General features: G+C 72.2%; 10 protein-coding genes. 9 read left to right on the top strand and 1 reads right to left on the bottom strand.

The window, feature by feature from the left end:
- The first annotated feature begins 10 nt into the window (after window positions 1-10).
- The 7 genes from AMA02S_RS23750 (at window position 11) to AMA02S_RS23720 (ending at window position 9,837) form a co-directional block, all read left to right on the top strand.
- Window positions 11-2,461, top strand: a complete 2,451-nt coding sequence (locus tag AMA02S_RS23750) for a serine/threonine-protein kinase (protein ID WP_067461593.1) — start codon at window positions 11-13, stop codon at window positions 2,459-2,461.
- Window positions 2,458-3,762, top strand: a complete 1,305-nt coding sequence (locus AMA02S_RS23745; RefSeq protein WP_067461592.1) for a protein phosphatase 2C domain-containing protein — start codon at window positions 2,458-2,460, stop codon at window positions 3,760-3,762. The genes AMA02S_RS23750 and AMA02S_RS23745 overlap by 4 nt, the downstream gene beginning before the upstream one ends.
- The gene (locus AMA02S_RS23740; protein ID WP_067461591.1) at window positions 3,759-5,123 is read left to right on the top strand and encodes a vWA domain-containing protein; all 1,365 of its coding nucleotides are present in this window, start codon (window positions 3,759-3,761) and stop codon (window positions 5,121-5,123) included. The genes AMA02S_RS23745 and AMA02S_RS23740 overlap by 4 nt, the downstream gene beginning before the upstream one ends.
- 2 nt (window positions 5,124-5,125) lie before the next feature.
- Complete coding sequence (locus AMA02S_RS23735) at window positions 5,126-5,974, top strand: FHA domain-containing protein (protein WP_067461590.1); 849 nt, start codon at window positions 5,126-5,128, stop codon at window positions 5,972-5,974.
- Entirely contained in the window at window positions 5,971-7,470 is a 1,500-nt protein-coding gene (locus AMA02S_RS23730; RefSeq protein ID WP_084265521.1) for a GlnX family signal transduction membrane protein, read from the top strand. The genes AMA02S_RS23735 and AMA02S_RS23730 overlap by 4 nt, the downstream gene beginning before the upstream one ends.
- Before the next feature lie 25 nt (window positions 7,471-7,495).
- Window positions 7,496-8,362, top strand: a complete 867-nt coding sequence (locus AMA02S_RS23725; protein WP_245667777.1) for a glutamate ABC transporter substrate-binding protein — start codon at window positions 7,496-7,498, stop codon at window positions 8,360-8,362.
- 197 nt (window positions 8,363-8,559) lie between these two features.
- Complete coding sequence (locus AMA02S_RS23720) at window positions 8,560-9,837, top strand: coiled-coil domain-containing protein (protein WP_067461588.1); 1,278 nt, start codon at window positions 8,560-8,562, stop codon at window positions 9,835-9,837.
- A 49-nt stretch (window positions 9,838-9,886) separates the two neighbouring features.
- On the opposite strand, the gene AMA02S_RS23715 is transcribed toward AMA02S_RS23720, so the two are convergent.
- Window positions 9,887-10,570 (bottom strand): hypothetical protein, encoded by a 684-nt coding sequence (locus AMA02S_RS23715; protein WP_157430794.1) that lies wholly within the window; start codon window positions 10,568-10,570, stop codon window positions 9,887-9,889.
- Window positions 10,571-10,784: 214 nt separating this feature from the next.
- Here AMA02S_RS23715 and AMA02S_RS23710 point away from each other — a divergent pair, with 214 nt between their 5' ends.
- A complete protein-coding gene (locus AMA02S_RS23710) occupies window positions 10,785-11,285 on the top strand; it encodes a PH domain-containing protein (RefSeq protein WP_169806881.1) in 501 nt (166 codons plus the stop codon).
- Window positions 11,286-11,350: 65 nt separating this feature from the next.
- Window positions 11,351-12,550 carry a serine hydrolase domain-containing protein gene (locus AMA02S_RS23705; RefSeq protein WP_067461586.1) on the top strand — a complete coding sequence of 400 codons (1,200 nt, stop codon included), beginning with the start codon at window positions 11,351-11,353 and terminating at the stop codon, window positions 12,548-12,550.
- Window positions 12,551-12,554: the final 4 nt, after the last annotated feature.

Raw genomic sequence — 12,554 nt, 5'->3', positions numbered from 1 at the left:
CGTATGCGGCATGTCCGCTACGTCGAGCCCCCCTCCCTCCCGCACCGGCTCGCCCGCGCCGAACACCTGCACCCAGCCCGGCTGCACGGGGACGATCGTGGACGGCTACTGCGATGTCTGCGGCTCTCCCCCCGCGGCGATCCGCCCGGCGAGTGTCCCGGCGGGGAGTGTTCCGGCGCCGAGGACGCCGGTGGCCGGTCCGCTTCCCCCCGTGCCGGACAACCGGTGCCGCCAGGGGGGATGCTCCGGCACGATCGTGGACGGCTACTGCGACGTGTGCGGCTCACCGCCCTCGGCACACACGTCCTCGGGCGGCACGTCCGGCGGCACGTCGGGCGGCACGTCGGGCAGCGGGTCCACGCGCGGCACCGGCCGGACGGGCAGCACCCGCACCGGCTCGTCACGCTCGTCGGGTCGTCGCGGAATGCTCGGCGCCGGGCTCGTCGAGGTGCCGCGCGTCCCGTACCGGGATCCGTCCACGGCGGTGATGAGCAACCCGCAGGTCGCCGAGAACAAGCGCTATTGCAGCAGCTGCGGCGAACCCGTCGGCCGCAGTCGCGGAGACAGACCGGGCCGCACTGAGGGCTACTGCCCGAAATGCCGCGCCGCGTTCTCCTTCACGCCCAAGCTCGGCCCCGGCGACCTGGTCGGCGGCCAGTACGGCGTTCTGGGTTGTCTCGCCCACGGCGGGCTCGGCTGGATCTATCTCGCCAAGGACAGGAACGTCAGCGACCGGTGGGTGGTGCTCAAGGGCCTGCTCGACAGCGGCGACGCCGACGCGATCGAGGCGGCCAAGGCCGAGCGCGCCTTCCTCGCCGAGGTCGAGCACCCCAACATCGTCAAGATCTACAACTTCGTCGAGCACGACGGCGACGGCTACATCGTCATGGAGTACGTGGGCGGGCAGTCGCTCAAGGACATCCTGCTCCAGCGGCGCCGCGAGTTCGGCGAGGAGTCGCTGCCGGTGGCGCAGGCCATCGCGTACGCGCTGGAGGTGCTGCGCGCCTTCGACTACCTGCACGCGCAAGGCCTCGTCTACTGCGACTTCAAGCCCGACAACATCATCCAGTCCGAAGAACAGCTGCGGCTCATCGACCTCGGTGGCGTCCGGCGGCTGGAGGACCAGGACGGCGCCATCTACGGGACGATCGGCTACCAGGCCCCCGAGATCGCCGACGTGGGACCGTCCATCACCTCGGACCTGTACACGGTCGGCCGTGCGCTGGCCGTGCTGAGCTTCCCGTTCAAGGGCTACACCCGGGCGTACGCCGACAGCATCCCGCCGCGCGCGGAGGTGCCGCTGCTCCAGCGGTTCGAGTCGTTCGACCGGTTCCTGCGCCGCGCCACGCACAAGGACCCGGCGCAGCGGTTCCAGGACGCGGCGGAGATGGCCGAGCAGCTCACCGGCGTGCTGCGGGAGGTGCTGGCCACCGAGGACGGCGCCCCCCGGCCCGCGCCGTCCGCGCTGTTCGGGCCCGAGCGGTTCGCGGCCGGTGCCGCCGGCGCGGCGGGCGACCCGGGCGGGCCGGGCGACGGCACGGCGGCGCTCCCGCCCGTCCCGCCGGCGGCGGCCGCCGCCGCGCTGCCCGTTCCGCTGGCCGACCGGGAGGACCCGGCCGCCGGGTTCCTGGCGGGGCTGACCGCGCTGGAACCCGAACAGCTCGCCGCCGCCATCGCGGGTGCGGCGGAGCAGACGCACGAGGTCCGGCTGGCGCTCGCCCGCGTGAAGGTCGAGCTGGGCGCGTTCGAGGATGCGGGGGCCCTGCTGGACGGGCTCGCCCTGGAGCGTCCCGACGACTGGCGGATCGAGTGGGGCCGCGCCGTCGCGATCCTCGCCGAGGGTCGCGTCGCCGAGGCCGCGCCCCGCTTCGACTGGCTCTATCAGCAGTTGCCCGGCGAGGCCGCGCCGAAGCTCGCGCTGGCCTATTGCCGTGAGCAGACTGCGCCTGCGGAGGCCGTCCGGCTGTACGAGCTGGTCTGGCGCACCGACCAGAACTACATCAGCGCGGCGTTCGGGCTCGCGCGCATGCACCTGTCGGCCGGCGACCACGCGGGCGCCGTGGCCGCGCTCGACTCGGTCCCGGAGATCTCCATCCGGTACGTGCCGGCGCAGCTCGCGGCGGTCGCCACGGCGGTGCGCGGCCGGCCCGCCGCCGACCTCACCGCGGCCGACCTGGTCGCCGCGGGCGACCGGCTCACCGGCCTCAGCCTGGACGGCGAGCGCCGCGACCGGCTCGCCGCCGAGGTGCTGGAGGCCGCCTTGGACTGGCTCGTCGACGGGCCCGGCGCGGGCGGCGGGACCCGCGGCGGCGCGCTGCTCGGTGCCCAGCTCGCCGAGACGCCGCTGCGCGGCCTGCTGGAGAGGACCTACCGGGAACTGGCGCGGCTCACCCGCGACCGCGACGAGTGCCGGCTGCTCATCGACGCCGCCAACGCCGTCCGTCCGAGGACGCTTCTGTGAGCGGCGAGCAGACCGGCGTGAAGCCGGCGGAGCTGTCGTGCCCGGGCTGCGGCGAGATCGTGTACGCCGGGGAGAAGTTCTGCGAGGAGTGCGGGCACCGCCTGGACGGCTCCGCATCCGAGATCGCCCCGAGCGGCCTGACCTCGGCGACGCGGGCCGGCCTGACGATGAAGCAGAACTCCGCGTCGATCCGCGCGCGGCGCGCGCCCGGTGCCACCGAGGGTACGGCGTCCTCGGGGGGACCGTGCGCCGAATGCGGCGGGGCGGCCATCGACGGAGACGGCTACTGCGAGACGTGCGGGCTCCGCCAACCGGCCGGACGCGACCACGTCGAGATCGAGGTCCCCCTGCCGGGGGCGGCACACGGGTCGGTGAACGGCAGGCGCCGGGTAGCCGCCGCGGGCGTCAGCGACCGGGGGCTGCGCTACCCGCGCAACGAGGACGCCATCGCGCTCGTCCCGCACTCCGCCGGTATCGCGGCCGTGGTGTCGGACGGCGTCGGATCCTCGCAACGCCCGGAGGACGCGTCCCGCGCGGCGGCCGAGACCGGCGCCGCCGAGCTGGCGGCCCGGCTGGACTCCGGCGCGGACGCCGAGGACGCCACCCGCGGCGCCGCGCTGAAGGCTGCCGAGGCCGTCGCGGCGCTGGCCGCGTCCCCGGCCGAGGCGCCCTCGTGCACGTACGTGTCGGCGGTGACGCGGGACGGGTCGCTGACGGTCGGCTGGATCGGCGACAGCCGCGCCTACTGGCTGGCCGCCGCCGAGCCCGGCGCGTCCGGCGGGACGGGTGGCGACGGGCCCGACACCGCCGAGTTCGCGATGACCGACCTCGACACGGGCGAGCTGGACATCGGCGAGCTGGACACGGGTGACATGGCCGAGCTCGGCCCCTCCCAGCAGCTGACCGAGGACGACTCCTGGGCGGCGATCATGGTGGCGCAGGGCGCGCTGACCGAGGACGAGGCCGAGGCGCACCCGAACGCGCACGTCATCACCGCCTGGCTCGGCGCGGACGCCGAGGAGGTCGTCCCGCACGTGGCCACGTTCCGCCCGGCGGGCCCGGGCACGCTGCTGGTCTGTAGCGACGGTCTGTGGAACTACTTCCCGCGGGCCGTCGACCTCGCGGCGCTGCTGTCGGGCGCGGCGGCCGATCCCGCCGCGGACCCGGCCGCCGATCCGCTCGGCACGGCCCGGACACTGGTCCGCCACGCGCTGGACGCGGGCGGCCGCGACAACATCACGGTCGCCGTGATCCCCGTCCCGCCTCCCCTCCCGACACCGAGCACGGAGCATGACCGATGAGCGAGCAGCCGCAATTCACGATCAAGATCGACCAGAACAAGTTCCTGCCCGAGGGCGGCCGTGAGGTGCACGCCATCGTGTCGGTGGAGGCGGCCTCGCCCGACGGCTCCGGACCGGCCGCCGCCTCGTCCGCGGACGCCTCCGAGGTCATCATCATCGACACCTCGGGGTCGATGTCCTATCCCGACACCAAGTTGCGCGCGGCCATCGCGGCGGCCCAGATCGCGATCGACACGCTGCGCGACGGCGTCCAGTTCGCCGTGATCTCCGGTTCCAACACGGCCGCGATGGTCTTCCCGCAGCAGGGCGGGCTCGTCCCGGCCAACGAGGAGAACCGGCGGCTGGCCAAGCATGCGCTGAGCCGGCTCAAGGCGTCCGGCGGCACCGCGATCGGTTCCTGGCTGCGGCTCACCGACCAGCTGTTCGACACCCGGCAGGGCGGCATCCGGCACGCGATCCTGCTGACCGACGGCAAGAACCAGCACGAGTCGCCGGAGGAGCTGGACGCCGTCCTGTCCCGCTGCACCGGCCGCTTCATCTGCGACTGCCGCGGCGTCGGCACCGACTGGGAGGTCGCGGAGTTGCGCAAGATCTCCTCGGCGCTGCTCGGCAGCGTGGACATCGTCGCCGACCCGGCGGGGCTCGTCGCCGACTTCCAGGCCATGACCCAGGCCGCGATGGGCAAGGCCGTGGCGGACGTCGCGCTGCGGGTGTGGACGCCGCAGACCGCGAAGCTGCGGTTCGTCAAACAGGTCATGCCGTCGGTGGAGGATCTGACCGGCCGGCGGGTGGAGTCGTCCGTGCAGGCGGGCGACTACCCGCTGGGCGCGTGGGGCGCGGAGAGCCGCGACTACCACGTCTGCGTGGAGGTTCCACCCGGGGAGGTCGGCAAGGAACTGCGCGCAGCGTGGGTCAAGCTGGTCGTGCCGGGCGGGCCCGGCGAGGAGGCGCAGGTCCTGGCGACGGGAAACGTGCTCGCGCAGTGGACCGACGACGAGGCGCAGTCCACCCGGATCAACGCGCGGGTCGCGCACTACACCGGGCAGGCCGAGCTCGCCAGCGTCATCCAGGAGGGGCTCCAAGCCCGCAAGGACGGCGACTTCGACACCGCGACCGCGCGGCTCGGCCGGGCCGTCGTGCTGGCGGACGAGGCGGGCAACGACGCCATCACCGCGATGCTGCGCAAGGTGGTGGACGTCGTCGACCCGGTCACCGGGACCGTCCGGCTGAGGCAGAATGTGGACAAGGCCGACGAGATGCAGCTGGACACCCGCTCCACCAAGACCGTCCGGACCCGCAAGGACGAGACGGTCCATACCCGGCGGGACGAGACCGTGCACACCCGGCGGGGCGAGGGCTGAGCATGGCGACCTGCCCCAACGGCCACGCCTCGCGGGCGGACGACTACTGCGACGTCTGCGGCGAGCGCCTCGGCGCCACCCCGGCCGCCTCGGCAAGCAGGGCGTCGGGCACGCAGGCGCTCCCCTCCCGTCCCGCGGGCGGCACGCCCTGTCCCGACTGTGGCACGCCCGCGAGCGACCGGTTCTGTGAGTCGTGCGGGTACGACTTCGCCACCGGCGGCGGCAGGCCCACCCCGGCGCCTCCTGTTCCCGCACCTCCCACCCCGGCGGCTCATACCCCGGCACCTCCCGATCCAGTACCTCTCGTGCCGGCTCCTCCCGTTCCGGCACCTCCCGTTCCGGCACCTCCCGTTCCGGCACCTCCCGTTCCGGCACCACCGGCGCCCGACCCGCCCGCACCGGCGCCGCCCCTGACGGCGCCGCCCGCACCGGAGACCGCGGTATGGACCGCGGTGGTGGTCGCGGATCGCGACTACTACAACGCGGTCATCGCCGAGGAAGGCCCGGACTCGGTGTCCCTCTCGTTCCCCCCGTACGCCCCCGAACGGCGCATCCCGCTGGTCGGGCAGCAGATCCGCATCGGGCGGCGCGGTTCCGCCGACCCGTCCGCCCCCGAGATCGACCTGCGCGAACCCCCCGAGGACCCGGGCGTCTCGCACATCCACGCGGTCCTGCTGGCCAAGCCGGACGGCACCTGGACGCTGGTGGACCCCGGATCTCTTAACGGGACCTGCGTGAACGGGTCCGCGGAGCCGATCCCGGTCAACATCGAGGTGCCGCTGTCCGAGGGCGACCGCGTGCACGTCGGCGCCTGGACCACCATCACGCTCACACGAGGCGAGGCGACATGACCGCCGTTCAGCAGCCGCCCGCGACGGGCACGCCCGCCACCACGTCCGGTGCGCCTCCCGAGCGGCGCGGCCCGTCCGCCATCCGGCGGGGACTCGTGCCGTCCCGGCCGCCCACCGGGCTCGCACGAGCGCTGCCCCGCACGGTCGCATCGCGCGTCCGTTCGCTGACGACACTGGTGGTCGTGCTGTTGCTGGTCCTCCTCGGGGTCACCTGGGCGGCCGTCGTGAGCGCCCGCGAGGGCGTGCGGGTGATCGGTCGCGACGCCGGCCCGCAGGTCGTCGCGACCGGCGACCTGTATTTCCAGCTCACCGAGATGGACTCCCAGCTCGCCAACGCGCTGCTCATCGGCGGCGCGCCCGGCGGCGGGCGGGACCGGGCCCTCGCGAGCTACGACCAGAGCCGCGCGAAGGCCGGCGAGGCGCTGCTGAAGGCCGCCAAGCTCGCCGACGAGACCACCGAGGACAACACCGCCCGCGAGCTGGTGTACGCCCTCGGGCGGTACGAGCGGCTCGCCGCCCAGGCCCTCATGCTCGACCAGCAGGCCCGGCACGCCTCCGGACCGCCGCCGGAGTCGGTCGTCCAGCGGTACCGTGACGCGACCGACCTGATGAAGCTGGACCTGCTGCCCAAGGCGTACAACCTGACGCTCGACAACGGCACTCTCGTCCGGCACACCTACGAGGACAAGCGATCGGACATCCTGACCGGCCGCATGTGGATTCTGATCACGGGTTTCGCGCTGCTGGCCGCCCTCGTCGCCCTCCAACTCTTCCTGGCCGTACGCTTCCGGCGCCTGCTGAACCCGGCGCTGGCCCTCGCCACGCTCGGCACGCTCGTCCTCGTCGCGGCGAGCGCCACCATGCTCTCCGGGCAGGCGGACCATCTCCGCGACGCCAAGAACGACGGGTTCGACTCGATCCTGGCCCTGTCCCGCGCGCGCGCCATCAGCAACAGCGCCAACGCGGACGAGACCCGGTACCTGATCGACCCCGGGAGGGCGGACGCCTACGAGCAGGTGTTCCTGAGCAAATCCCAGACCGTCCTGTATCTCAAGGCAGGGAACCTGAACGAGTACAACCAGGCGGTGCAGAAGGGCGTGAACTTCGAGCCGGGACGGGTGCCCTTCCTCGGGTTCTTCGGTACCGAGGCCACACGCTCGACCGAGGACGAGCAGCGGCGCGCCCTCGTCACGGTGCTTGAGGAGTACAAGCGGTTCCAGGCGAACGACCGGCGGATGCGGGACCTCGTCAACGGTGGGCAGCGGGCGCAGGCGGTCACCACGCGGGACGCGGCGGCCGGCGATTACGTCCGCTACGACAAGTCCCTGCAGTCGCTCATCCAGACCCACCGGACCGCGTTCCTTGAGGCGGTCGAGGACGGTGACAGCGGAACGGGTGGCTGGTACGGCGTGCTACCCGTCGCAGGAGTCATCATCGCGGCGCTCGTGCTGGTCGGGGTGCGTCCCCGGCTGGCGGAGTACCGGTGGTCGAAATGAAGGCGAGGGTGGGGGCGACGTGGGGATCGCAGTGAGGGAGCCGGCGGCGGGGGCCGCGCGGCTCAAGCGCGTCAGGGCGGCGGCGCTGGCGGCCGTGACGGCGCTCGCGGCGGCGGCCTGCGGTGTCGCCGATGCGGGCGAGACCTCCGTGACCACGAAGGACAGCCTCGTCATCGGGGTCAACGCCGACCAGCCGGGCGTCGGCTGGCGCGTCGGCGGCTCGTACGAGGGCTTCGACATCGACGTCGCCCGGGAGGTGGCCCGGCGGCTCGGCGTCGCCGGCGGGAACCTCGCCTTCAAACCCGTGACCTCCGCGACCCGGGAGTCGCTGTTGCGCTCCGGCAAGGTCGACCTCGTCGTGGCGAGCTACTCCGTCACGCCGGAGCGCAAGGTCCAGGTGGCCTTCGCGGGACCGTACTATGTCGCGCACCAGGACATCCTCGTCCGCGCGTCCGACACCACGATCAAGACCGTGCATGACCTCACGGGCAAGCGGCTGTGCCGGGTGCCGGGCTCGGTGTCCTTCCCCCGCGTCCACGACGAGAAGGGCGTGCCCGCCCTGCCGGTCGCCGCGAGCGGCTACGCCGGCTGCCTCACCCACCTGTCCGCCGGACAGCTGGACGCGGTCTCCACCGACGACCTCATCCTCGCCGGCCTCGCCGCGCAGGCCGCGCGGAAGGGCGGCAAGCTGAGGATCGTGAACGCGCCCTTCTCGGACGAGCCGTACGGCATCGGCATCCGGAAGGAAGACCTCGATGGGTGCGAGGCGGTCAACAAGGCGATCACGGGGATGTACCAGGACGGCACCGCGGCGGGGCTGCTGCGGAAATGGTTCGGTCCGGTGCGGCTCGCCGTCACCACGACCGTCCCCCAGTTCGAGGGCTGTGACTGAGTTCCAGGGCTGTGACCGAGTTCGAGGGTTGTGACCGACCGCGCCCACGAGGTGACGGGGTGAGATTCGATGGACGGTTGAAACCGTACGGTCACTGAGATCAGTCGGTTACGTAAGTGCCGGTCGGCGAGCCTGATCGTAAGTTATGGTCGCGATCAAAACCCGAATCGGTGAAAATCGGCCGCCCGAGGAGTGTCATGACGACGGTCGTCCTGGTGGTGATGTGCGTCGTGGTCGGGGCACTGGAGCTCTATGCCAGCAAGCGCAGCAGGGATCAGTCGGACGCGTTCACCCGCCGGATCGAGGAGCTGAACGAGCAGGTCACCAAGCAGAACAACGTACTGGTCACCGTCGGCGAACAGCTCACCGCCGAGCTCGCGCGGGTCAAGCAGGACGTGCTGCCCGCCCTCGACACCCGGCTCCGGCACAACACCGGGCAGGTCGAGGAACTGGCCGGGATCGTCCACAACGCCGACGAGTACCTGCGGACGCAGGCCGCACGTCTGCACGAGCTCGAACAGCAGCGGATCACCCTCGCGGCGCTGCGCCGCAAGCTGACCGAGGTGGAGACCTCCGTCCGCGCGGCGACCGGGATCGACGCCAGCTCCGTCGAAGGGAAGGTCGACACCGTCAAGGGGCAGGTCGACACCGTCAAGGGCAAGGTCGACACGGTGGAGGGAAAGGTCGAGACGGTCCAGGGGAAGGTCGACACCGCCCTCGGGCGCCTGGCCGACCTGGAGCGCGGCGGCGCGGAGATCCTGGAGTTGCAGCGGGCACTCACCCGGACCCTGGAGGACGTCGAGGACGTCGTCGCCGAGCTGCTGCGGTTCACCGAGGGGGAACTGGACGACACGGTCGCCGCGGCGCTCACCGGGAGCCCGCGGACGTCCGCGGGCGACGGCGTCTCCGTTACGGCGACGGGACGGCTCTGGACGCGCGACGACCAGCTCCAGGACATCCTGGCCGACATGTACGAGCGGTGCGTGCGCGCGAACCGGCTCGACGTCCGCTTCCGTACGGCGGAGGGGGCGGACGGCGACGCGCCGGGCTCCCCCGGCCGGCGCCGCTACTTTCTCGGCGGGCAGGCCGCCGAGGACCTCGCGGGCGCCTTCAGCGCACTGCTCATCTCGACCGGCGCCGACCTGCCGCACAACGGCAACGGCTGGCGCGGGCTGGCGCGCGTCGAGGCGGGACGGCCGGCCGGTGTGGAGCCGCCACGACCGCCGGAGGACGAGGCGGCGCTCAAGGCACTGCTGCGCACCCTGTTCGAGAGCACGGGCGCGGTCGCGCAGATCGGGCCCCTGATGGCCGTCCGTACCCGGGAGGAGCTGCTGTGCGCGGTGCTGACGGCCGGGCAGTCACTGGAACTGGAGAGCGATGAGGTGTTCTGGGACCCGGCCACCGCGACCGTCCGGCTGCGGCGCCTCCCGTCCCATCAGCTTTGGGACCTCACCGCCTGGGCGACGACACCCTGATCTCGGCGGGCCCTACCAGCGGGCGTCCGCACAGGCCGTTTCAGAGGCTTTAGAGGCTTTCGACCGCTGTCTCGTACGCCTGGACGGTCCGCTCCGCAGGGCTGCCGATGCGCACGTACACCGGGCACCGGACGAAGCGCGTCATCGGTTCCACCTCGGCGCACAACCCGAGCCCAGCCGCGCGGTCGAGGAAGACCACGTTCTCCACCGCGCGCGCGCCGCGGACCGCGTACGGCACGGAGTCGGCGTCAGCGGTGTCGAAGAGCTCCTCGAACGTCAGCCGGCGCGCGAACCTCATCAGCGCCACCGCGTCCACGACCCGGGTACCGATCGCCGCCGAGGGACCCGCGACGACGATGCCGAAGCTCGGGTTCTCACGTCCCCGGACGTAGATCTCACGGTCGGGTTCAAGGCCCCTGCGCCGCTCGGGCAGTTGGAGACCGAAACCCGCCTCGCCGTTCAGGAAGGCGGGCGGCCCGAACCCTTGGGTCCAACCGTCGAACACCTGCGTCTGACCGCCGTACGGCTGCGCCGGACCCGTGGACCCTTGACCCGCGTCGCCGGGCCTGGCCGCCGCGCCATCGCCCGCTTCCCCCGGCCCGCTTCCAGGACCGGTCGCCGGGCCTCCGCCCGGTACCTTCCGGGCACCGGCGGGAGTCTCCCAACCTGGCAGGTACACCCCGAGACCCCGCAGCAGCAGGCGCCAGATGGGCCGCCCCGTCACACCCGCCACAGGCGCCCCCTGCCGCCTCGGAGGCTCCCCGGCCCATCCGCAGGCTCTCGCACGCCGTCCATGCCGACCATCATCAGCCGCCGATCTCGCGCGCACAAGGCCGCAAAAGCTCGCCCGCCCTTACCGTACGGGCCCTGCAGCGGCGACGTCCGGTCGGCTACGGTTGAGGCAACCAGATCATGACGAGGACGCCACCGTGAATCTGCAGGACATGATGGTGCACCGCGACAACTCGTCGCGGACCGTCGACAAGTATCTGATGTCCTACGAGGGACGGGTCATCGCGGTGCGCCGGCACCCGGCCGTGCTGATCATGCCCGTGGGGATCGTGGTGGCGGGGCTCATCGCGTGCGGTGCCGCCAACGCCGTCTCCGGCTCCTTCTGGGTCTGGTGGCTGTGGCTCATCGCGCTCGGCTACCTGGTCTGGAAGGTCCTCGCCTGGTCGATCGAGTTCTTCCTGGTCACCGAGCACCGGGTGATGCTGATCAGCGGCATCCTCAACCGCAACGTCGCGATGATGCCGCTGGCGAAGGTCACCGACATCGCCCTCGAACGCTCCGTCGCCGGGCGGATGCTCGGGTACGGGGAGTTCGTCATGGAGTCGGCGGGCCAGAAGCAGGCACTCCGCAACGTCGGCTTCATGCCGTATCCGGAGCAGCTCTACCTGGAGGTCTCGTCGGTCATCTTCGGCACGATCGACGAGTCCCCCGACTGATCTCCGGTGAGTTCCGCCGCTCCGCCAGGTCAACTTCAGCACAGACCAGGGAGGGAGCGGGGACCATGACCTTCTCCAAAACGCGGCTCGGCCGGATACGCGAGACGATGACGGGCCACATCGAACGGGGCGCGGTGCCGGGCGTCGTCACGCTCGTGGCCCGGCACGGCGAAACGCATCTTGAGGCGCTCGGCAGCGCTTCGATCGGCAGTGCTTCGATCGGAACGGGCACCCCGATGCGTCCGGACACCATTTTCCGGATCACCTCGATGACCAAGCCCGTCGTCGCCGCGGCGGCGCTGATGCTCGTCGAGGAGTGCATCCTGCGGCTGGACGACCCGGTGGACGGTCTCCTCCCTGAGCTGTCCGGTCGCCGCGTCCTGCGTCGCCCAGACGCCCCCCTGGACGACACCGTGCCCGCCGTACGCCCCATCATCGTCCGGGACCTGCTCGACTTCCGCTGCGGCCTGGGCATTGCCCTGGACGGTTCCACGTTCGGCACTTCGTTCGACGATGCTGTGCGCGAGATGGATCTCATGGGCTTCGGACCTCCGCGTCCGGACGCGCCCCACACAGCGGACGAGTGGCTCCGTAACGTCGGGACCCTTCCGCTCCTGCATCAGCCTGGGGAACGCTGGCTGTACACCACGGGATCGACGATCCTCGGCATCCTCCTAGAACGCGCCACCAGCCGTCCGTTGGAGGTGTTCCTGCGTGAGCGCGTGTTCGAGCCGCTGGGCATGCGGGACACCGGCTTCCACGTCCCCGCCGCCGACCGCGACCGCCTCGCCGACGCCTGCTCGTTCGAAGACCAGGACGGCGCGCTCACCCTCGCCGACGGCGTCGACGGCGCCTGGAGCCGTCCGCCCGCACTCCCCGACGGCGCGGCGGGGCTGGTCTCCACCGCCGGTGACTACCTCGCGTTCGCCCGGATGCTGGCCGGTGGCGGCACGCACGACGGCGTGCGCCTGCTGTCGCGTCCGGCGGTCGAATTGATGACCACCGACCAGCTGGCGGCCGGGCAGCACGCCGCCGCCCTCGGTACGGCCCGCGGCTGGGGCTTCGGCGTGTCGGTCGTCCTGCGCCGCGACGAGCTGTACGCCACCCCAGGCCGCTACGGCTGGGACGGCGGCTTCGGCACGTCCTGGGCGAACGACCCGGCCGAGGACCTGATCGCGATCCTGTTGACGCAGCGACCGATGCCGCCGAACGCCTCCCACCTCTACGCCGACTTCTGGACGTCCGTCTACCAGGCACTCGACTGAACGA

It is taken from the genome of Actinomadura macra NBRC 14102 (assembly GCF_001552215.1).
GTDB lineage: Bacteria > Actinomycetota > Actinomycetes > Streptosporangiales > Streptosporangiaceae > Spirillospora > Spirillospora macra.
The sequence above is the reverse complement of the archived record's forward strand: the minus strand, read 5'-3'. Positions and strand labels throughout refer to the sequence as shown.